Origin of the sequence: Marinilactibacillus sp. Marseille-P9653 (genome assembly GCF_916618885.1) — a bacterium.
Lineage (GTDB): Bacteria > Bacillota > Bacilli > Lactobacillales > Carnobacteriaceae_A > Marinilactibacillus.
The window spans coordinates 483454-505672 of record NZ_CAKAKH010000001.1; the positions used below are offsets into that span (position 1 = coordinate 483454).

Consider the following 22219-nt stretch of genomic DNA (forward strand, 5'->3'; position numbering starts at 1 on the left):
TCAAAAATCAGTAGTTATTTGGTCATACTTTCGTCACAAATGAGTGGGATGGCTAGTTTTAATATCGTATCGTTCATGATAAACTTAACCTTAAGATAGAAATTTGCACGATTCATTCCTAAAATGGATCCAACATACTGAATGTTTGATAGTCTTGTTGTTAGAGAGCGTAAATCTGATTGTTCTGACAAAGACTTGATGATGATGGGTAAGCGATAATCTTTTGGAGGGCACAATCATGGAAGAGCAGCGCAACAAGAAAATGATTATTGAGTTAGATCAATCGGTTTACGAAGATTTAGTGGAATTTTGTGTTGAAACAAATGTTGAGAAAAATGAATTAATGTCCCAAATGGTCAATTATTGTATTAAAGAGAGTATGAATAAAATGGATGCCATGCGGAAAGGGTATGCTGAAATGGCTAACATCAATTTAGAGATATGTTCTGAATTTGATGGATGCGAGAGCGAAGCACATTATCATATCTAAAACGGGAAGTATCATGCGATGAAGTAGGAGTCATTGAGGGTCGCATGAAACGGACCATTCCAAAAGGGTACCTTCGAGGAGAAAACGCCTATGGTTAAGCGGGGAGATATTTACTATGCGGATCTATCGCCGGTAGTTGGGTCGGAGCAAGGCGGAATGAGGCCAGTCTTGATTATCCAGAACAATGTCGGTAATAAGTATAGTCCAACTGTTATCGTTGCAGCGATTACAACGAAGATTCAAAAAGGTAAAATGCCAACGCATATTGAGGTTGGAGCAGATCAAGGACTTGAGAAAAATTCTGTTGTATTATTGGAGCAGATACGAACAATTGATAAACAGAGACTCAGAGATAAAGTGACACATTTAAATGCAAATATAATGGATTCTGTGGACGAGGCGCTATCTATCAGTGTAGGACTATCTAATAAATATAAACATATTTGATCATATGATCCAATTTACTTAGTAAAAGAGGCAGTCTAGAAAATAGATTGCCTCTTTTTTTTTGCATATTCAGTTGCGCCAACCCTTTAAATCATGATACACTACTACTCGTTGTCTAACAGCCGTGGTTCGAGAGCGCCAACCCACGTTATCAAAAACTAGGAGGAAAATTAATTTGAAAACAAAACAATGGGTATTAAATGCTATTATAGGAGCTTTGTATGTAGTGATCACACTCATCATTGCACCTCTAGGTTTTGGAGCGATACAGGTACGCTTATCTGAGATGTTGAATCACCTGGTAACTTTTGATAAGAAATATGCATACGGTATCGGCGTTGGTGTAATCATTGCGAATATTATACTATCGCCATTTGGAGTATATGATTGGGTACTTGGTGGAGGACATACAATCGTTTCCTTTATTGTAGTCATTTTCTTAACGAGAAATATGGTATCAATCAAAAAGAAAATGGTCGTCAATACAATTGTATTTTCTGTTTTCACTTTTATGATTGCTTTTCTAATTATGCTAAGTGGTGCAGAAGAAGCTTTTTGGATTCTTTACCTATCACTTTTCATCAGTCAATTCGTAACAATGGTAATTGGGATTCCCTTAATGCTGTTTATAGATCGTAAAATCAATTTTAGACAACAAATGAAGTAACAAAAAAACGGGCGTAAAAAAGCAGTGACTCTAATGATAGAGACACTGCTTTTTTGATAGTGATTTACAATAAGGCGTTAGTTGTTGTGAAGATCTTCCGTTCCAACCACTTTGAATCCTTTACGTTCCAGATTATGAGTCAATTCTTCTAGTGTTTTTTCTGAAACACCTGGTTCTAATGTCATAATTGTACGACGAACCATGTTTTCACGTTTAACGTCTAGAGTTATACAACTCATGATTGAGCAGTAGCGATTGATAATCTTTGTGATTGACGTTAAATCTCCCTTTTGCCCAGGCGTTGCAATCGTCAGCACATAACTTCCTTGATCAATACTCCAAGATTGTTGCAGAAGGTCAATCAAAGAACTATGCGTTAAAATACCATAGAAGTGATTGTTATCATCTAAAACAGTAATATAAGGAAGATCTTTAATCATAAAGAATATTTTGAAGAAAGAAGAATTTAAGTGCACATATTTTGTCGCATTCTTAAGCAAGTGAGTAACCGGAAGACTCATGTCTCCGCCGTTCGCTTTATGGCGATAAATGTGCATTTTATAGATGTTTCCGCGGAAGATTTTACCACTTTCGTCTAATACAGGTACACATCGATAACCTGTTTCTTCTAATAGTTCGATCGACTCTTGTAACGTTGCTTTTTCCGAAATGGTATTTACAACATTTTTTGGTACAGATAACTGTTTAATTAGCATTGATTATTGGCTCCTTCTCATTTAACTATCTCTATTCTCACATTATAATTATAACAGATAAACACTTGGAGAAGTACCTAAATACCTGTAAAATAAAATGGAAATTCATAAAAAGAAAGATGAGGTTAATATGCATAAAATTAATGAAATGATGGATCGACCAGTCGTGAATGAAGAAGTCAGAAATTTTTTGAGATCTGCACAAAAACAATTAGATGGTAAGCTAGGGACGATAGAAAAAGAAGCCCATGAGAAACGAGTTCCTATCATTCCGCATGAAACGGTTGCTTTTTTTGTATGGTTATTCAGTCAAATTAATCCAAAAGAAATATTAGAGATTGGAACAGCAATTGGATTCTCTGCTGGATTGATGGCTAAATATACAAGTGAAGAAAGTAAGATTACGACAATAGATCGAAATCCGGTTATGCTTGAAAAGGCCAAAGCGAATTTTAAAACACTAGGAATTGAAGAAAGAGTTACTCTTCTTGAAGGACAAGCGGATGAATGGCTAGAGAAACTTAAAGAAGATCAGTATGATTTTATTTTTATGGATAGTGCTAAAGCAAAATATTATGATTTCTTCCCAGATTGTATGCGTGTTTTAAAAGAAGGTGGTATCTTGGCAGTCGATGATGTACTTCAAGGTGGCACGATACTGGAAAATGTAAAGGATATTCCAAGAAGAAGAAGAAAGATTCATAAAAAATTGAATGCTTTTCTTGAGATTGTATTGGATCATCCGGCACTAGATACAACATTACTTCCATTAGGGGATGGGCTATTACTGATTACAAAAAAGGAAGACTATGATTTTTCATTCATGAAAGAAAAAGAATCTGATTCAAACGATTCAATGTAAATGTTGATACATCAATGTTTGATCAATGGTAAAAAATGATTTTTTAAAAAATATATAGAAAATTGTTGACGAGATCGATTCTAACTGGTAAAGTATAAAACGTTGCTGATAACGAAACACAGTTAAGGGGTTCGATCTTTTCAACTGATTCGCTGTAGTAATTGAAAAAAATAAATTTTAAAAAGCTGTTGACATCTTCGATAAGATGATGTAATATAGTATGAGTCGACAAGTTGAGTAAACGTTTGTGAGAACAACTTAACTGAGAGGCTAAACGATTGATCTTTGAAAACTGAACAAAGTAAAAACAACCAAATGTGCAGGGGTCTTCGATTCATTTATGAATCAAGACAACTAAACGAATGAACAAGGTTCATTCACAATTTTTAATCAATGAGCAAGTCAAACACTTAAAACGAGAGTTTGATCCTGGCTCAGGACGAACGCTGGCGGTATGCCTAATACATGCAAGTCGAACGATGAAATTCTCTGCTTGCAGAGAATGGATTAGTGGCGAACGGGTGAGTAACACGTGGGTAACCTGCCCATAAGAGGGGGATAACATTCGGAAACGGATGCTAATACCGCATATATCTTTGAGACGCCTGTCTCTTAGATGAAAGGTGGCTTCGGCTGCCGCTTATGGATGGACCCGCGGCGTATTAGCTAGTTGGTAAGGTAATGGCTTACCAAGGCTTTGATACGTAGCCGACCTGAGAGGGTGATCGGCCACACTGGGACTGAGACACGGCCCAGACTCCTACGGGAGGCAGCAGTAGGGAATCTTCCACAATGGGTGAAAACCTGATGGAGCAATACCGCGTGAGTGAAGAAGGTCTTCGGATCGTAAAGCTCTGTTGTTAGAGAAGAATAAGTCGGGTAGTAACTGCCCCGACCTTGACGGTATCTAACCAGAAAGTCACGGCTAACTACGTGCCAGCAGCCGCGGTAATACGTAGGTGACAAGCGTTGTCCGGATTTATTGGGCGTAAAGCGAGCGCAGGCGGTCTTTTAAGTCTGATGTGAAAGCCCACGGCTCAACCGTGGAAGGTCATTGGAAACTGGAAGACTTGAATGCAGAAGAGGAAAGTGGAATTCCATGTGTAGCGGTGAAATGCGTAGATATATGGAGGAACACCAGTGGCGAAGGCGACTTTCTGGTCTGTAATTGACGCTGAGGCTCGAAAGCGTGGGGAGCGAACAGGATTAGATACCCTGGTAGTCCACGCCGTAAACGATGAGTGCTAAGTGTTGGAGGGTTTCCGCCCTTCAGTGCTGGAGCTAACGCATTAAGCACTCCGCCTGGGGAGTACGGCCGCAAGGCTGAAACTCAAAGGAATTGACGGGGACCCGCACAAGCGGTGGAGCATGTGGTTTAATTCGAAGCAACGCGAAGAACCTTACCAAGTCTTGACATCCTCTGAACACTCTAGAGATAGAGCTTTCCCTTCGGGGACAGAGTGACAGGTGGTGCATGGTTGTCGTCAGCTCGTGTCGTGAGATGTTGGGTTAAGTCCCGTAACGAGCGCAACCCCTATTGTTAGTTGCCAGCATTCAGTTGGGCACTCTAGCGAGACTGCCGGTGATAAACCGGAGGAAGGCGGGGATGACGTCAAATCATCATGCCCCTTATGACTTGGGCTACACACGTGCTACAATGGATGGTACAACGAGTCGCCAGACCGCAAGGTTGAGCTAATCTCTTAAAGCCATTCTCAGTTCGGATTGTAGGCTGCAACTCGCCTGCATGAAGCTGGAATCGCTAGTAATCGCGGATCAGAACGCCGCGGTGAATACGTTCCCGGGTCTTGTACACACCGCCCGTCACACCACGAAAGTCCGTAACACCCGAAGTCGGTAGGGTAACCCTTAGGGGAGCCAGCCGCCGAAGGTGGGATGGATGATTGGGGTGAAGTCGTAACAAGGTAGCCGTATCGGAAGGTGCGGCTGGATCACCTCCTTTCTAAGGATATTGCCTTAAGGGCAAACGGAACCTTGCACAGGTTACTTTACTTTGTTTAGTTTTGAGAGCTTGATCGTTCTCAATTTTATACGATGGGGCCTTAGCTCAGCTGGGAGAGCGCCTGCTTTGCACGCAGGAGGTCAGCGGTTCGATCCCGCTAGGCTCCATTACAGTTCTGATATTTCAGGATTGTGCTTTGTTCTTTGAAAACTGGATAGTTGAATTAATAACAAACATGTTAAGAAACAACACCGAGATTAACAAATTGAGAAAGTTTTGTTCCTTGAATAGAACTCTCATCGCTAATTAATATCATACTCTTAACCGCAAGGTTAAGTGAACAAGGGCGCACGGTGGATGCCTTGGCACTAGGAGCCGACGAAGGACGGGACGAACACCGATATGCTTTGGGGAGCTGTAAGTGAGCTTTGATCCAAAGATTTCCGAATGGGGGAACCCATCACCAGTCATAGGGTGATATCTTTTCAGTGAATACATAGCTGAGAAGAAGGTAGACGTGGGGAACTGAAACATCTAAGTACCTGCAGGAAGAGAAAGCAAATGCGATTCCCTGAGTAGCGGCGAGCGAAACGGGAAGAGGCCAAACCAAAGAGCTTGCTCTTTGGGGTTGTAGGACCGGCGATATGGACGAGTAAAGATAGTAGAAGAACCTGGAATGGTTCGCGAGACAGGGTGAAAGCCCCGTATACGACATCTGATCTTACCTAGCTGGTATCCTGAGTACGGCGGAACACGAGAAATTCCGTCGGAATCCGGGAGGACCATCTCCCAAGCCTAAATACTTCCTAGTGACCGATAGTGAACCAGTACCGTGAGGGAAAGGTGAAAAGAACCCCGGAAGGGGAGTGAAACAGCACCTGAAACCGTGTGCTTACAAGTAGTCAAAGCCCTTTTACGGGTGATGGCGTACCTTTTGTAGAATGGACCGGCGAGTGACGATGTCATGCAAGGTTAAGCCGAAGAGGTGGAGCCGCAGCGAAAGCGAGTCTGAATAGGGCGTTTAGTATGCCGTCGTCGACCCGAAACCAAGTGACCTACCCATGTCCAGGGTGAAGGTGCAGTGAAATGCACTGGAGGCCCGAACCCACGTACGTTGAAAAGTGCGGGGATGAGGTGTGGGTAGCGGAGAAATTCCAATCGAACTTGGAGATAGCTGGTTCTCTCCGAAATAGCTTTAGGGCTAGCCTCGGATAGTGCATCGTGGAGGTAGAGCGACTGTTTGGACTAGGGGCCCTTATCGGGTTACCGAATCCTGATAAACTCCGAATGCCACTGTATGTAGATCCGGGAGTCACACTGCGAGTGATAAGATCCGTAGTGGAAAGGGAAACAGCCCAGACCGTCGGTTAAGGTCCCAAAATTCTTGTTAAGTGGAAAAGGATGTGGGACTGCTCAGACAACTAGGATGTTGGCTTAGAAGCAGCCATCATTTAAAGAGTGCGTAATAGCTCACTAGTCGAGTGGTCCTGCGCCGAAAATTTACCGGGGCTAAACAAGATACCGAAACCACGGATAGAACCTTATGGTTCTATGGTAGGAGAGCGTTCTAAGGGCATTGAAGCAAGATCGTGAGGACTTGTGGAGCGCTTAGAAGTGAGAATGCCGGTATGAGTAGCGAAACACGGGTGAGAATCCCGTGCACCGAATGACTAAGGTTTCCTGGGGAAGGCTCGTCCTCCCAGGGTTAGTCGGGACCTAAGCCGAGGCCGATAGGCGTAGGCGATGGACAACAGGTAGAGATTCCTGTACCAGTCTGCTTTGTTTGAACAATGGAGGGACGCAGAAGGCTAAGATAAGCGCGCTGTTGGATATGCGCGCCCAAGCAATAAGTCTTGATATGAGTCAAATGCTTATATCTATACGGACAAGTTGTGATGGGGAGGGAAATTATAGTACCGAAGTATCTGATGTCACACTGTCAAGAAAAGCTTCTAGTTAGAAGTAGGCTGCCCGTACCGCAAACCGACACAGGTAGTCGAGGAGAGAATCCTAAGGTGATCGAGAGAACTCTCGTTAAGGAACTCGGCAAAATGACCCCGTAACTTCGGGAGAAGGGGTGCTGACCATCTGGTCAGCCGCAGTGAATAGGCCCAAGCGACTGTTTACCAAAAACACAGGTCTCTGCTAATTCGAAAGAAGATGTATAGGGGCTGACACCTGCCCGGTGCTGGAAGGTTAAGAGGAAAGGTTAGCTTCGGCGAAGCTTTGAATTGAAGCCCCAGTAAACGGCGGCCGTAACTATAACGGTCCTAAGGTAGCGAAATTCCTTGTCGGGTAAGTTCCGACCCGCACGAAAGGTGTAACGATTTGGGCACTGTCTCAACGAGAGACTCGGTGAAATTATAGTACCTGTGAAGATGCAGGTTACCCGCGACAGGACGGAAAGACCCCATGGAGCTTTACTGTAGTTTGATATTGAGTGTCTGTACAGCTTGTACAGGATAGGTAGGAGCCAATGAAGCCAGAACGCCAGTTTTGGTGGAGGCAATGGTGGGATACTACCCTCGCTGTATGGCCACTCTAACCCGCAACCGTAATCCGGTTGGGAGACAGTGTCAGATGGGCAGTTTGACTGGGGCGGTCGCCTCCTAAAGAGTAACGGAGGCGCCCAAAGGTTCCCTCAGAATGGTTGGAAATCATTCGCAGAGTGTAAAGGCAAAAGGGAGCTTGACTGCGAGACCTACAAGTCGAGCAGGGACGAAAGTCGGGCTTAGTGATCCGGTGGTTCCGTATGGAAGGGCCATCGCTCAACGGATAAAAGCTACCCTGGGGATAACAGGCTTATCTCCCCCAAGAGTTCACATCGACGGGGAGGTTTGGCACCTCGATGTCGGCTCGTCGCATCCTGGGGCTGTAGTCGGTCCCAAGGGTTGGGCTGTTCGCCCATTAAAGCGGCACGCGAGCTGGGTTCAGAACGTCGTGAGACAGTTCGGTCCCTATCCGTCGCGGGCGTTGGAAATTTGAGAAGAGCTATCCTTAGTACGAGAGGACCGGGATGGACACACCGCTGGTGTACCAGTTGTCTTGCCAAAGGCATCGCTGGGTAGCTATGTGTGGACGGGATAAACGCTGAAAGCATCTAAGCGTGAAGCCCCCTTCAAGATGAGATTTCCCATTCCTTTAAGGAAGTAAGATCCCTGAAAGATGATCAGGTAGATAGGCTGGAAGTGGAAGTACAGTGATGTATGGAGCGGACCAGTACTAATCGATCGAGGACTTAACCACAAAACGGGGTTAAGAGTATGAGGGTGTTGCGTCAAAACATGTTTGCTAGCATTCAACTATCTAGTTTTCAGAGAACAACGTTCTCTTATAAAAAGAAAAAGAGTCATTGTGCGGTAATGATGGCGGGAAGGATCCACCTGTTCCCATTCCGAACACAGCCGTTAAGCTTCCCAGCGCCGAGGATAGTGAGGGGTTTCCCCTTGTGAAAGCAGGACGTTGCCGTGCAGTTCTTTTTTTTTATCTAATACCATTTTTTGATTCCGCAATAGCTCAGTTGGTAGAGCGCGCGACTGTTAATCGCGTTGTCGCAGGTTCGAGCCCTGCTTGCGGAGTTTTTATTTGCAAAAAATATCAGCCGCTTTAGCTCAGTAGGTAGAGCGCATCCATGGTAAGGATGAGGTCGCCGGTTCGAATCCGGCAAGTGGCTTTTATGAGACAACGTCCTTAGGCGTTGTCTTTTTTTGACTCATTAATTAGAAATCAACAGAAAAGATGAATTAAATCACTGCCACCTTATTGTTAAGTTTATGTTTTATCGGTCTAAAGTCTAATGTCAATAAGAACAGGTTTTGGTATACTATCTACTGACCGGAAGTTTTTCGGAATAAGATTAAAAAAATGAAGGCATCCTTTAAAGATCAGAAAGAAATAATAGTAGTATTTGAATGATATTAAAGGGAAATAGAGGTAAATGATGCTTAAACTAAATATGCTGTCATCAGCAGAAAAAGTTAAGGGCCAAGGCGTTGGTTCAGCTTATAGAGAATTTATCAACTTACTGAATAAGGATGACTCAAATACATATGAATTAACAATTAATAAAAATATAAAAGCCGATATTACACATTACCATACAGTAGATTTTGGGTTTTATCTTTCTACATTCTCCAGAAAAAAACGAGGGATAAGAGTAGGTCATGTCCACTTTTTACCGGAAAAACTGGAAGGTAGTCTACAGTTACCTTTTCTTGTAGAGAAAATTTTCAATAGATACCTACTCTCATTTTATAAAAGAATGGATGGATTGGTTGTCGTCAATCCTGCTTTTATCCCTAAATTAGAAGCACATGGAATCAAGAAGGAAAAAATAACGTATATTCCAAATTTTGTAGCAAAAAAAGATTTCTATCCTATGGATATTCAGGGAAAACTGGCTACTAGAGAAACATTGAATATACCAGAAGACACGTTCGTGGTGATTGGAGCTGGACAAATCCAGCATCGTAAAGGGATACTAGATTTTATTGCTGTCTCAAAACAACTCCCTCAAGTTCAATTTATCTGGGTAGGAGGATTTTCGTTCGGAAAAATGACTGCAGGATACGAAGAATTGAAAAATATTTTTGATCATCCGCCGAAGAATGTCCATTTTACAGGTATTATTGATCGTGCTTTGATGAATGATTATTATAATGCATCAGATTTATTATTTATGCCTTCTTATAATGAACTGTTTCCAATGACCATTTTGGAAGCCATGAGTAGTGGTCTTCCTATTTTAACCAGAGATTTAGAGTTATACGAGGCTATATTGGAAGGATGCTATATTAAAGGACGTACAATAGCTGATTTTGCGGCCTCTATTGAGCAATTAAGGTTGAATCAAGATCATTACCAGGATACAAGAAGGAAAGCGCGTAAGGGAGCACAATATTACTCTGAAGAGCGACTTTGGAGTATATGGAGGGACTATTATCATGAAATCTATAGGAATTGAATTAAAGAAAAATAAGTTGATAAGCTTGTTTTTGGTTCTTGGTGTCAGCATTGGCTATATTATATTTCGTTTTAGAGATATTAATGTACATGCTGCGGTAGAAAATTTACGACAAGTAGAAGTTAGATGGTTATTCATAGGTATGCTCGTTATGTGTGCTTACTGGTTTTTAGAAGCTATGGTGCTTCGAAGAATCACTAGAAAAGTTGATAGTCCTCAAACGGTTTGGGAGTCTGTCAAAATTACAATGATCGGACAATTTTTCAATACCATTACACCATTTGCTAGTGGAGGACAACCTGCTCAATTATTTCTGATGAAAAAAAATGGGATATCTGTTGGTGTAGGTAGTTCGATTTTACTAATAAAGTTTATCATTTTTCAATCGATGCTCGTTTTGAGTTCATTTATTGTGTTAATCTTTGGTTTTGGTTATTTGCAAAATAATTCTATTCCCAAATTGAGTTTGTTGATCATGATCGGCTTTATTTTAAATACAGTCGTGATCATTACGCTTGTAACAATCGCAAAAAGTAAACGAGTCGCCTTTTTTATTGCCCATTCAGCATTGAGGCCGGTATCTTTTTTCGTTAAAAAAGAACGGTACGAGCTATGGAAAGCAAAATTGGATCGTAAGCTCCTTTCATTTCATGAGGAAAGTAATCGAATGAGTTTTGATTTAAAGTTGTTGTTCCAGTGTAGTCTATTGACGATAGCACAGTTAAGTTTATTTTTAAGTATTCCATTTTTCATCATACAAGGACTAGGCATTGAAAACGTTAATTTATTTCAAGTTATTGCGTTTCATGCATTTATCATGATGTTTTCCTCATTGGTTCCTATACCAGGAGGGAGTGGTGGAGCTGAGTACAGTTTTTCTTTGCTATTTGGCTTGATTCTTCAACCAACTATATTGATACTGTGTCTGATATTCTGGCGCATCATCACATATTATAGTTGTTTGATTTTTGGTGCTTTTTTCTTTTTTGCTAAAAGAGATGAAGTTAACGCACATACTCTTGAACAATAATGAATTCCCCCCTAGAAATACAGACGACGTAAGTGAGTGTCTGTATTTCTAAATTTTTTTATTCGTTCGATTATGATAGAATACTTACAAAATAAAAACCCGGAAATTAACGACCTCTGTAGAAGTCATTGATTTCCGGATTTTTTCTTTAAGGTAAAGATAGGGTTTTAAAAATCTGCAGCTTCTTGTACATTTGACGGGATGGTACTAATTTCACCGGTTTTACGCAAAACGAGTTTAGTGATGACAGGTCCAGAAAATTCATAAAGCAACGTTGCACTTAAAACGACGGTTCTGATTTGATCAGCATACTCAGGTAAAATACCAGCTGAAATGGCAATCAATCCAATTCCGACACCTGCTTGAGGTAACAGCATAAAGCCAAGATAGTTTCTGACGACTTTAGGGGAATGCGTTAATAAAGCCCCGATATAAGCCCCTGAGAATTTTCCGACAACGCGGAAAATGATATACATAATTCCAATTAATCCGACAGTTGGAATGATATGAATATCTAACTGTGCACCAGCTAATACAAAAAATAATATGAAGATTGGAGGTGTAATACGATCAGAAAATTCCCCCATCTGTGGTGCATCGCTTGAAATATTCGTAAGCACAGTACCAGTCATCATAGCTGAAAGCAACTCTGAGACGCCAAATCCAACCGAGATACTACTAGATAAAAACACGAAAGCAATCAACAAACCAAGCTTTTGCCCAGACGTTTTCGTGTATTTCAAAGGATACTTCATAGCGAAACCAACAGCAGCACCTACCGCCAATGCAATAAAGACGCTTAAGATTGGTTGGAAAATTGAAGATAGGACGTTGATACTTTCACCGGAAGTATTCACCATTATTCTAACCGCAGTAGAACAAAATCCAAACAAAATGAGTGCAGTGGCATCATCTAGAGCTGCTACACTTTTGAGCATTTCAGATACTGGTCCTTTTGCGCTGTACTCTTTCATAACGAGTAAAATTGAAGTTGGTGCGGTTGCTGCAGCGATTGCGCCCATAATCAGGGAAAATGCTGTGTCACTCCCTATGAGCATCAACGAACCAGCCACTAGCACCGCTGCTAATGTAGATTCAATGGCAGCAATAATCAGTGGAGTCAAACCAACTCTTCTCAAGTAACTTGCCTTGAATGATAGTCCGATGGTAAAAGATATAAAAGCTAAAGCAATTTCAGATATAATCTCCATATTATCTATAACGGTTTCGGGCATGATATGGAAAAATGATGGACCAATCAACAAGCCTCCAAAAATATAGCCTGTAACGGTTGGTAATTTAATCATAGCGGCTACGCGACCGAATAAAGACCCTATAAGTAACATCAGAGCCACGTAAAACATAGTGTTGAATTCCAATTTAATCTCTCTTCCTTCCTAGCAAAGTATGTTAATGAAAACCTTCAGTGAATAAAGTCGGTATGGCAAACAGTACACCAGTATCCGGATCTGATAGATCTCCGATAACATCTTTAACAACAGTGCGTATCGTTTCAATTTGTGACTCGTCTACGATCGTGAAAATCATCTTGTTCTCTGAATGATCAGATGTAATAAACGGACGCAAAGTAGAAAGGATTCGAGTGTTTTCAAGCGTAGATAATTGTTGTGCCATACCTACAGAATTTAATACTGTAGCAGAATCAATACCTGCACTTGTAAACTCTAAAAGCAACTCATCTAATAACTCTGTTTTGTTTAATATCATGATGACTAGTATCTTCTGATCTTTAGAAATTTCGGACATAAAAATGTCTCCTCCTTTGGGAAATAATGTTCTTTGGCGCTCTAGCATTATTAGTTTACTCCTCATTTTTTAGATGTCAAATGATTTATGGATGTTTTCAGAAAAAAATTGATTTAAAGCGGTTTTATTGACAATTTCGACATCTTTTTCACTTGTAAAAGGTAAGATAGAAGTAAATTTTTTTAAAATATGCTAACATTAATTTTATAATGGTTTTAGGAGGTAAAGAAATGGATTTTACTAAAGGAAAAAATCGATTCTACAAAGAAGAAGAAGGGAAGTTGCTTGCGGAAATCACTTTTATTCCTAAGGATAATGTCGCTGCAATAGATCATACATTCGTAGATCCTTCTTTGAGAGGCCAGGGAATAGCGGAACAATTAGTAGATACAGTAGTGGAAGATATGGAGAAACAAGGAAAGAAAATCAAGGCGGTTTGTCCGTATGTAGTTGAACTATTTAAGAGAAAATCTGACAAATACAAGACAATCAATGTAGATGCGTAAAATTTTAAAAAAATCATATATACTGTTGACAAAAGGGGTATTTCATAATACAATATATCTTGTGTTAAAAAAAGCACGAGATAGAATGGCCCCTTGGTCAAGCGGTTAAGACACCGCCCTTTCACGGCGGTAACACGGGTTCGAATCCCGTAGGGGTCATTTGGAAATTTGTTTAAGGTATGTTTGCTTTTGGGCCGGCTTAGCTCAGTAGGTAGAGCAACTGAATCGTAATCAGTGGGTCGAGGGTTCAATTCCTTTAGCCGGCATTCAGATGAAACTTTTTTCCTGAATTATATCGGAGGGATAGCGAAGTGGCTAAACGCGGCGGACTGTAAATCCGCTCCTTCGGGTTCGTAGGTTCGAATCCTACTCCCTCCATTTTTTTGGGCTATAGCCAAGCGGTAAGGCAGCGGGTTTTGATCCCGTCATTCCCCAGGTTCGAATCCTGGTAGCCCAGTATTTTTAAAAGAGGCTGGGACAAAAGTCTCTGATTAATATTGTTTCGTAAAATCAGACAAGTAGAAAAGCCGTCAAATCAAGGGATAGATATCCTAGGTTTGACGGCTTTCTTCTATTTGGCTAGTTTTGTCCCAGCCTCTTTTTTTCTGACTTTCTTCAAAGATTAAATGTAACGAATTTCGCTTTAATTAACAATAAAATGGCTTAATTATGATATACTTGTTTCGTGCATGTTTAGAATTAGGAGGTGACTTTCATGCCCTTTGATTTATTATCGGACTTTGACTGGTCGCACTTGTGGACCTTTAGAACAGCTATCAATATTGTAGATATTATGATCGTAGCATTCTTTATCTATCAGTTGATTAAAATTGTCCGTGGTACAAGAGCGATTGAGTTGCTCAAAGGTATAGGGGTAATATTATTACTTAAATTATTTAGTGCCGTATTACAATTGAATACAACAGAATTCATCGTGAATTTTGTCATTCAATGGTCTGCTTTGGCTTTGATTATTATTTTCCAGCCAGAATTAAGACGTGGACTAGAGCATTTAGGTAGAGGTTCTGTATTTGGTAGAAGAAGGAAAAGTAATCCAAGTGAAGTCGTTGTAGAGGATTTGGCACAAGCTATTCAGTATATGAGTAAAAGACGGATTGGTGCATTGATTTCTATTGAAATGGAAAGTGGTTTGGATGAATATATTAAAACAGGTATATCGATTGGAGCAGATATTTCCTCTGAACTTTTGATCAATATTTTTATTCCAAATACACCATTACACGATGGTGCAGTCATTATCAAAGATTTCAAGGTTATGACTGCAGCGAGTTATTTACCATTATCTGAGAGTCCAGCGATTCCTAAAAAGCTAGGAACAAGGCATAGAGCTGCGATTGGACTATCGGAAGTTACGGATGCGATTACGTTAATTGTTTCTGAAGAAACCGGAGAGATTAGTATCGCCCGTGGCGGAAACCTCATTACTGAAATGAGTAGTAACGATGTTGTGAATTATTTAAATAAAGAATTAGTGATGAGTGAAAAAGAAAAAGAGACACAAGGACCGCTACAAAGAGTCATTGACTCCGTTCGGAAAGGGGTGTCTGGCAAATGAAATGGAACTTGGATAACAACTGGGTAACACGCTTCATTGCGCTGTTCTTTGCGATTTTATTGTTTTCATTTGTTTACTACGAAGAAGCTTCTAGAAATTTATCAACCAACCCAACAGATGGTGCCAGTATTACAAGTACCGAGGTTATTACAAATATGCCGATCGATATCAATGTTGATCGCGATCGCTATTTTGTAGCTGGAATACCAGAAACGGCAACGATTCGTCTGGAAGGACCGCAGGCGATATTAACGCAGACACTAGCTACTCAGAATTTTAATATCGTTACACCTGATTTAAATGAATTAGGTCCTGGGTCACATACGGTTCGCTTAGAAGCAGAAGGCATCAGTAGTCAATTAGATTATAGTATCAGTCCATCTGATTTTTCTTTAACAGTTGAAGAAAAAAGGGTTGAAGAACACGATGTGCGCGTTGAGTTCAATGACTCAACTCATTTAGCTGAAGGATATAGAGCAGGTACACCTGTTTTATCTTCTGAAAGAGTTCGAATTTCCGGAGCTGAGTCAACGATGGATGAGATTGCAGATGTAATGGTGGTTGTTGTACCAGAAGATAGTGGCGTGACAGATGATATAGATATGACTTTAAATGTTTTAGTTTTAAATGATATGGGAGATCCTTTGAATGTAAACATTGATCCTCAGCAAATTGACGTGACGATTCCTGTTGAAGGCACGCAAAGAACGGTTCCTATCGTTTTAAGAGAAACAGGGACAGTGGATGAAAATTACACTTATGCACTTGAAATTGCACAAGGAGAACCAGAAAATATCAAAGTAACGGGAGAAACAGATGCTCTGGAGGCGCTGAATAACTTCTCGGTAGAAGTAGATGTTTCAGGCATTACTGAATCAACGGTTCGAACAGTACCTTTGAAATTACCTGAGGATATCACGGAAACAGATCCTGAAGAGCTGGAAGTGTTGATTAGAGTGACAACAGGTGATGAGGAAGCTTCAACGGATGAAGGCACTTCAGAATAAAAAATCAGAGTTTTTGTGAATGAAAAGGAGACTATTAAACAATGGGAAAATATTTTGGAACAGATGGAGTAAGAGGAATTGCAAATGCAGAATTAACTCCAGAAATGGCTTTTAAGCTTGGTAGATATGGCGGCTATGTGCTAGCTCAACATACAGATGAAAAAAGACCACGCGTATTAGTCGGAAAAGATACTAGAGTATCTGGACGTATGCTAGAGTACTCATTGATTGCTGGATTACTTTCTGTAGGAGCGGAAGTCTTAAGACTTGGCGTATTGACGACTCCTGGGGTCTCATACTTAACGCGTCAACAAGGCGCAACTGCTGGTATTATGATCTCAGCTTCTCATAATCCAGTTCAAGATAATGGGATCAAGTTCTTTGGAGCAGACGGATTTAAGTTGTCTGACGATCAAGAACATGAAATCGAGGCATTGATTGACGCTGATGAAGATACTCTACCACGCCCAAGCGCAGATGGTTTAGGAACTTCTGAAGAGTACAAAGAAGGTATGCTGAAATATATCCAATTCTTGACACAAACAATCTCTGGCGATCTTTCTGGGATCCACGTTGCACTAGATGGTGCCAACGGAGCAGCTAGTCCCTTATTGAACCGCTTGTTTGCAGACTTGGATACAGAATTTGATGTAACGGGAGCTTCACCTGATGGATTAAACATCAATGACGGTGTCGGAAGTACACACCCAGAACATCTTGCAGAATTCTTACTTGAAAAAGGAGCGGATGTTGGATTATCTTTTGATGGCGATGGTGACCGTTTGATTGCTGTTGATGAATTAGGAAACATCGTAGATGGAGATAAAATTCTCTATATTTGTGGTAAATACATGCATGACGAAGGACGGTTAAAGAAAAACACGATCGTCTCTACAGTTATGAGTAATATTGGTTTTTATAAAGCGATTGAAGAACATGATTTAGAATCTGTCAAAACAAAAGTCGGAGACCGTTATGTAGTAGAAGAAATGCTTAAAAATGGTTACAACTTGGGTGGAGAACAATCAGGACATGTTGTGTTCCTTGATTATCATACAACAGGTGATGGATTACTAACGGGTGTTCAATTACTAAACGTTATGAAACAAACTGGTAAAAAATTGTCTGAATTAGCGGAAGAAGTCGTTACGTATCCACAAAAACTAGTGAATATTCCTGTTACGGACAAACACAATGTAATGGACAATAGTGCAATTAAAACAATTATTGAAGAAGTCGAAGCTGAGATGGCTGGAAATGGACGTGTACTCGTTCGTCCTAGTGGAACAGAATCCTTGCTACGAGTTATGGCAGAAGCAGAGACTGAAGAAGCTGTAGTCAACTATGTAGAACGTATCGCCAACGTTGTACGTGAAGAGCTTGGAACGAACTAATTCAAGTTAAACAATAAAAGGTCGAAGCATTTGCTTCGGCCTTTTTTGTTTAACTTGTTATAGCGAAGAAACAAAACAATCGGTATAATAAAAAACAAAATGAGTCGTCAATCGAAAGAAGGCAGAAAAAGTGATAGAGTTAGACAATCTTTATGCGAAACTGACAAGAGTGAAAGAGGCGTTGACTGTTAACCATAAGCATTTAAACCAGTGCATGCGGGCAAAATCAGATGCAAAGCGAGTATACGAATCTTTTACAGAATCATCAAAACATTATCCAAAGCAACAGTTTAAACGTTTCTTGACCAGTTTGATTGGTAGAGAAGGACAATACATAGAAAAAACAGAGCAATCTAGAGCCAAAGCCTACAAACAACTAAATGATTGTACCGAGGCATTGGAACAAGCCTATTTAGAACAAGAGCGCTTGGAAAATGAACGTCGTCAATTGACGACGCAATTGCATGCACTAAAGCAGCAATTGAATAAGACAAGTAATACTTATAGAGAAGAAGTAATGGAAGCGTTCAGTGAGAGAAAGCAGTGGGGAGAGACGTGTGAAGAGATTGATGAAGCTTTTTCCATTGGGCAAAAGATTTTAAGATATATAGACGAAGCGATAGATGCTTTAGATTCTGCAAAGTCCTGGTCAACAGTCGATATGCTTGGAGGAGGATTCTTAACAGATGTGGTTAAATATGATCATATCGATAAAGCAGAGTCCATTATGCAAAAAGTAGAAGTTGGTTTGATGCGTTACCAAGAAGAATTGAAAGATGTTTCTTATGGTTGGGGTAGTGGATACGAATATCTTTCGAATAGTCATCGTTTAATGGATTTTATGCTGGACAATATCTTTACAGATGTTAGTAACTACAATAAAATCCAAGATAATTTATCGAGTCTTGAAAATCTATTAAATCAAATCACAACTTCTCAACATCGACTCAGTGCGCTTAGAAAACAGGTCGAAAAAGAGATAGAACAATCACTAGACTTATATGATCTCAATAAAAATCAGTCTTAAGCATGATAGAATTGTCCGAATGGCTCTAGTAAAATAAAGATACAGTTAAACAAGGACAGTATGCCAAAGGATGAATTTGATGATGGATAAAGAAACTCGTATGTTGTTAGAAATAATTGAACACGGTAAAAAAGAGTGTCAGTTAACGGCGTTTATTTTGCTTTTAGAGAAAAGTGAAACTCAAGTAGACTGGTCTTACGAAGTTTGGGACACATTGCTTTCAGGTTTGAAATCATCCGATCTTTACGAGAAGACAGGTGCAAGTCAGCTCTTATGCTACTTATCCATCAGCGATCCTGAATGCAGAATATTACATAGTTTTCAGGATATTTGGAAGTGTACATATGTGCCCAATCAAGATCTTGCTGAAAATGCCCTACGTGCGACCTGGAGAATGGGGTTAGCGGGTCCAGAACAAAGATCTATTTTACTTCAAGCTTATGAAAAACGGTTTATGGTGTTATGTGGATCTGAAGATAAAGTAGACCAGTCGATTTGTTGGACGATTTTGGAAAACCTCGAACTATTGAATAAACAACTACCAGATAGGTCGACGAGTACTTTAGTAAATCAACTAAGCAATTTAATAGTAGCGAATAAAAGTATCACAGGTACAAATAAATTGATTTGAAATTGGAGGGTATAAGATGTTACCAGTAGGAGAAATCAGAAGGTTGGCCAGACAGACGTTACAAGGTAGATGGAAAGATGCGGCTTTATTAAATGTGATACCAGTATTGATTGGGCTATTAATTGTCGGTGGATCAACTGCATTATTCAGTTTCTTCAATCCAGATTTTTTTGGAAATAACCTGGTATTCGGAGGAGACCCTGATATTAATGCAACTTTCAGTTTGAATATTAGAGAAATCATGTCAAATATTCTAACAATACTATTTGCTACAAGTGTCTCTTATACACTATTAGATATGGTACGTTATCCTGACTACGAAATAGATCCTTTAAAAGATTCGCTACAAGTCTTTAGGAAAGGCTACACACTTCCTATTATTGTATTATATATTCTTCAAAGTGTATTTACTTTTCTATGGTCTCTACTTTTTATTATACCGGGAGTTGTTAAAGCTTACGCTTACGAATTGTCTTATTATATTTATAAAGATGCTACAGAGAGTGGGCACTACCTTTCACCTACGGACTGTATCACACGTAGTAGAGAACTGATGGACGGTCATAAAGGAAGATTGTTTATTTTAGAATTGAGTTTTACTGGATGGCATTTTGTTGGAGCATTCACGTTAGGCTTGGGGTATCTTTTCATCACACCTTATATTGAAACCTCAAAAGCCATTTTCTACGAAGACCTTCTTCGCTCAAGATAAGAATAGAGAAGTCGATTAGCGAATGGAAGCCAATTTGCTGATTGACTTCTTTTTATAACAGTGATATGATTACTCCAATTAATGTAAACACATTCAAAATAGAAAGGAATGGACTCATTGAAAAAATTATTTTTGAACATGAATAAAGGTTGCTGTTGTACATGTTGCACAGTTTATTCTTCATGCCCTCAAAAATATTTTATCAAAATCGATGAGCCTATCCAGATACGCCAGTAAATCCCGGGAAATTCAGGACCTTGCAAACCAGGATAAGATGAATCTATCCGATTTTAATAAAGTAGTGAGCGCGCATGAGGCATAGCCTTGTGCGCTTTTTTGATTATACAGAGACTTTACTGAAGGAGCGTGGAAAATGATTTACCAAAGTATAACAGAGTTGATTGGACAAACCCCTATGCTTGAAATAAGAGGATATGATATCCCGGATGGTTCAAGAATTCTAGCAAAACTAGAAATGTTTAATCCCGGTGGAAGTATCAAAGATCGCTTAGGTCAAAAGTTGATAGAAGCAGCGTTGCAGTCTGGCGAAATCAACAACAAAACGACAATCATCGAACCAACTGCCGGAAACACTGGTATTGGACTAGCATTAGCAGCATTGTCTTATGGTTTGCCGACACTATTTGTTGTTCCCGAAAAGTTTAGTCAGGAAAAGCAACAATTGATGAAAGCGTTAGGAGCTGAAATTGTCCATACTCCTACAGAAGAAGGAATGAAAGGGGCTATAAAAAAAGCGAAAGACTTAAAAGATAGACATCCAAATGCTTATCTTCCTTTGCAATTTGAGAACGAACGCAATCCGGAGACCTACTATGAAACGCTTGGGCCGGAGCTGATAGCCGACTTAGACAATCACTATCCAGACTCTTTTGTGGCTGGCGCAGGTAGTGGAGGAACATTCAGTGGTGTCGCCAAATATCTGAAGGAGTACAATCCGGATATTCGGACTGTTGTTGTAGAGCCAGAGGGTTCGATTTTGGGCGGTGGGCAGCCAGGGCCTCATGAAACAGAAGGCATAGGAATGGAGTTCATTCCGGTTTTTATGAAAAAAGAATGGATCGATCTGGTTTACACGATTTCAGATAAAGAAGCTTTTTTATACACAGAAGAATTAGCTAAGCGAAATGGTCTGTTCGTTGGGAGTTCTAGTGGTGCAGCTTTTGCGGGTGCATTAAAAGAAGTGAAGCGATTACCAGCAGGAAGTACAGTCGTAACGATTTTTCCAGACAGTAGTGAGCGATATTTATCAAAAAACATTTATAAAGGAGTTCAATCATAATGAGAATGAAAACAACGTACATTCACGGTGGTATTAGTCATGACGAGGCGACGGGGTCAGTAAACGTACCCATTCACCAGACATCTACTTATAAGCAAGAAAAAGTAGGCGTTCATAAAGGATACGAATACTCTAGAACGGGGAATCCAACCCGAGCAGCTCTTGAAATGCTTATTGCTGATATGGAAGGTGGGGTTCGTGGATTTGCTTTTGCATCTGGTTCAGCCGGAACACATACGATATTTTCACTTTTTTCAAAAGGAGATCATATCATTGTTGGAGACGATGTCTACGGGGGAACGTATCGACTGATGGATAAAATTCTGAAAAGATTAGGATTAACGTTCACCATTGTTGATACGAGCAAGATTGAATTGGTAGAAAAAGCCATCCAAAAACAGACTAAGGCGATTTTTCTAGAAACACCAACCAATCCATTGTTAAAAATAACTGATATTGCAGCAGTTGCGAAAATTGCGAAAAAACATCAGTTGATCTCAATTGTAGACAATACCTTTGCGACACCTTATCATCAAAAACCACTGGAACTTGGTGCTTCTATTGTGCTACATAGCGCATCCAAATATTTAGGAGGACACAGTGATGTCGTAGCCGGACTGGTCACGACGAATGATGATAAATTAGCCGAAGAACTCGGATTTCTCCAAAATGCAATCGGCGGTATACTAGGACCACAAGATAGTTGGATCATTCAAAGAGGGATTAAAACTCTAGCTATTAGGATGGATGCACATGAAGCAAACGCCAAGAAAATTGTGCAGTATCTAGATAAACATCCTCAAGTAGCGAAAGTTTACTACCCCGGACTCGCTTCCCATCCAGGTCATGAAATTGCTAAAAAACAGACAACTGGCTTCGGTGGAATGATTTCATTTGAATTAGTTGAAGGATTTTCTGCTAAGGCATTCGTTGAGAAGTTAACATTGATTACTCTGGCAGAAAGCTTAGGGGCTGTAGAGAGTTTGATCGAGATTCCGGCATTGATGACACATGGTTCGATTCCAAAAGAAGAAAGATTGAAATCTGGTATTAAAGATGAATTAATTAGATTGTCTGTCGGAATCGAAGATGTAGAAGATTTAATTGAAGACTTAGATATGGGCTTTTCTCATGTTCAAAATCAGTAGGTAGAAGGAGCGC

At 40.2% G+C, this 22219-nt stretch carries 18 protein-coding genes, 7 tRNA genes and 3 rRNA genes; 25 read left to right on the forward strand and 3 right to left on the reverse strand.

The window, feature by feature from the left end; all coding sequences use genetic code 11:
• Positions 1-238: 238 nt before the first annotated feature.
• The 3 genes from LG377_RS02375 to LG377_RS02385 all read left to right on the forward strand — a co-directional run bounded on the left by LG377_RS02375 (position 239) and on the right by LG377_RS02385 (position 1604).
• On the forward strand, positions 239-490 hold the full coding sequence (locus tag LG377_RS02375) for a hypothetical protein (protein WP_225743125.1): 252 nt from the start codon (positions 239-241) through the stop codon (positions 488-490).
• 90 nt (positions 491-580) lie between these two features.
• Positions 581-937: a type II toxin-antitoxin system PemK/MazF family toxin gene (locus tag LG377_RS02380; protein ID WP_208559610.1), complete on the forward strand. Its 357-nt coding sequence runs from the start codon at positions 581-583 to the stop codon at positions 935-937.
• Positions 938-1112: 175 nt separating this feature from the next.
• Positions 1113-1604, forward strand: coding sequence for a QueT transporter family protein (locus tag LG377_RS02385; RefSeq protein WP_225743126.1), 492 nt, complete (start codon positions 1113-1115; stop codon positions 1602-1604).
• Between the two features lie 77 nt (positions 1605-1681).
• On the opposite strand, the gene cbpA is transcribed toward LG377_RS02385, so the two are convergent.
• A complete protein-coding gene (gene cbpA, locus LG377_RS02390) occupies positions 1682-2320 on the reverse strand; it encodes a cyclic di-AMP binding protein CbpA (RefSeq protein WP_225743127.1) in 639 nt (212 codons plus the stop codon).
• A gap of 130 nt (positions 2321-2450) precedes the next feature.
• On the opposite strand from cbpA, the gene LG377_RS02395 reads away from it, so the two are divergent.
• The 9 genes from LG377_RS02395 to LG377_RS02435 all read left to right on the forward strand — a co-directional run bounded on the left by LG377_RS02395 (position 2451) and on the right by LG377_RS02435 (position 11138).
• Positions 2451-3182 carry an O-methyltransferase gene (locus tag LG377_RS02395; RefSeq protein WP_225743128.1) on the forward strand — a complete coding sequence of 244 codons (732 nt, stop codon included), beginning with the start codon at positions 2451-2453 and terminating at the stop codon, positions 3180-3182.
• A 411-nt stretch (positions 3183-3593) separates the two neighbouring features.
• Positions 3594-5145: ribosomal RNA gene (locus LG377_RS02400) — 16S ribosomal RNA — on the forward strand.
• 94 nt (positions 5146-5239) lie between these two features.
• Positions 5240-5312 (forward strand) — tRNA-Ala (locus tag LG377_RS02405).
• Positions 5313-5475: 163 nt separating this feature from the next.
• Positions 5476-8391: ribosomal RNA gene (locus LG377_RS02410) — 23S ribosomal RNA — on the forward strand.
• A gap of 109 nt (positions 8392-8500) precedes the next feature.
• A 5S ribosomal RNA gene (gene rrf / locus LG377_RS02415) occupies positions 8501-8616 on the forward strand.
• The 16S, 23S and 5S rRNA genes sit together here with 3 tRNA genes alongside, the layout of an rRNA operon.
• Before the next feature lie 34 nt (positions 8617-8650).
• Positions 8651-8723 (forward strand) — tRNA-Asn (locus LG377_RS02420).
• 22 nt (positions 8724-8745) lie between these two features.
• Positions 8746-8818, forward strand: a tRNA-Thr gene (locus tag LG377_RS02425).
• 267 nt (positions 8819-9085) lie between these two features.
• Positions 9086-10108, forward strand: coding sequence for a glycosyltransferase family 4 protein (locus LG377_RS02430; protein WP_225743129.1), 1023 nt, complete (start codon positions 9086-9088; stop codon positions 10106-10108).
• Positions 10089-11138: a lysylphosphatidylglycerol synthase transmembrane domain-containing protein gene (locus LG377_RS02435; protein ID WP_225743130.1), complete on the forward strand. Its 1050-nt coding sequence runs from the start codon at positions 10089-10091 to the stop codon at positions 11136-11138. Before LG377_RS02430 ends, LG377_RS02435 begins: the two co-directional genes overlap by 20 nt.
• A 167-nt stretch (positions 11139-11305) precedes the next feature.
• On the opposite strand, the gene LG377_RS02440 is transcribed toward LG377_RS02435, so the two are convergent.
• Together LG377_RS02440 and LG377_RS02445 are read right to left on the reverse strand one after the other, a co-directional pair.
• A complete protein-coding gene (locus LG377_RS02440) occupies positions 11306-12517 on the reverse strand; it encodes a cation:proton antiporter (RefSeq protein ID WP_225743131.1) in 1212 nt (403 codons plus the stop codon).
• Between the two features lie 31 nt (positions 12518-12548).
• Positions 12549-12905: a hypothetical protein gene (locus tag LG377_RS02445; RefSeq protein ID WP_225743132.1), complete on the reverse strand. Its 357-nt coding sequence runs from the start codon at positions 12903-12905 to the stop codon at positions 12549-12551.
• A 230-nt stretch (positions 12906-13135) separates the two neighbouring features.
• Here LG377_RS02445 and LG377_RS02450 point away from each other — a divergent pair, with 230 nt between their 5' ends.
• The 13 genes from LG377_RS02450 (at position 13136) to LG377_RS02510 (ending at position 22206) form a co-directional block, all read left to right on the forward strand.
• Complete coding sequence (locus LG377_RS02450) at positions 13136-13411, forward strand: GNAT family N-acetyltransferase (RefSeq protein ID WP_225743133.1); 276 nt, start codon at positions 13136-13138, stop codon at positions 13409-13411.
• Positions 13412-13498: 87 nt separating this feature from the next.
• Positions 13499-13570 (forward strand) — tRNA-Glu (locus LG377_RS02455).
• A gap of 34 nt (positions 13571-13604) precedes the next feature.
• Positions 13605-13677: transfer RNA gene (locus LG377_RS02460), tRNA-Thr, on the forward strand.
• 31 nt (positions 13678-13708) lie between these two features.
• Positions 13709-13789 (forward strand) — tRNA-Tyr (locus tag LG377_RS02465).
• Positions 13790-13795: 6 nt separating this feature from the next.
• A tRNA-Gln gene (locus LG377_RS02470) sits at positions 13796-13868 on the forward strand.
• Between the two features lie 258 nt (positions 13869-14126).
• Complete coding sequence (gene cdaA, locus LG377_RS02475) at positions 14127-14987, forward strand: diadenylate cyclase CdaA (RefSeq protein ID WP_225743134.1); 861 nt, start codon at positions 14127-14129, stop codon at positions 14985-14987.
• Entirely contained in the window at positions 14984-15994 is a 1011-nt protein-coding gene (locus LG377_RS02480) for a YbbR-like domain-containing protein (protein ID WP_225743135.1), read from the forward strand. The genes cdaA and LG377_RS02480 overlap by 4 nt, the downstream gene beginning before the upstream one ends.
• A 41-nt stretch (positions 15995-16035) precedes the next feature.
• Complete coding sequence (glmM, locus tag LG377_RS02485; RefSeq protein WP_225743136.1) at positions 16036-17388, forward strand: phosphoglucosamine mutase; 1353 nt, start codon at positions 16036-16038, stop codon at positions 17386-17388.
• 130 nt (positions 17389-17518) lie between these two features.
• Positions 17519-18415 (forward strand): hypothetical protein, encoded by an 897-nt coding sequence (locus tag LG377_RS02490; protein WP_225743137.1) that lies wholly within the window; start codon positions 17519-17521, stop codon positions 18413-18415.
• Positions 18416-18494: 79 nt separating this feature from the next.
• On the forward strand, positions 18495-19046 hold the full coding sequence (locus tag LG377_RS02495) for a nucleoporin NDC1 (RefSeq protein ID WP_225743138.1): 552 nt from the start codon (positions 18495-18497) through the stop codon (positions 19044-19046).
• A 16-nt stretch (positions 19047-19062) separates the two neighbouring features.
• Positions 19063-19758 (forward strand): DUF975 family protein, encoded by a 696-nt coding sequence (locus LG377_RS02500; RefSeq protein ID WP_225743139.1) that lies wholly within the window; start codon positions 19063-19065, stop codon positions 19756-19758.
• A 373-nt stretch (positions 19759-20131) separates the two neighbouring features.
• Positions 20132-21058 carry a PLP-dependent cysteine synthase family protein gene (locus LG377_RS02505; RefSeq protein WP_225743140.1) on the forward strand — a complete coding sequence of 309 codons (927 nt, stop codon included), beginning with the start codon at positions 20132-20134 and terminating at the stop codon, positions 21056-21058.
• On the forward strand, positions 21058-22206 hold the full coding sequence (locus LG377_RS02510; protein WP_225743141.1) for a bifunctional cystathionine gamma-lyase/homocysteine desulfhydrase: 1149 nt from the start codon (positions 21058-21060) through the stop codon (positions 22204-22206). Before LG377_RS02505 ends, LG377_RS02510 begins: the two co-directional genes overlap by 1 nt.
• Positions 22207-22219: the final 13 nt, after the last annotated feature.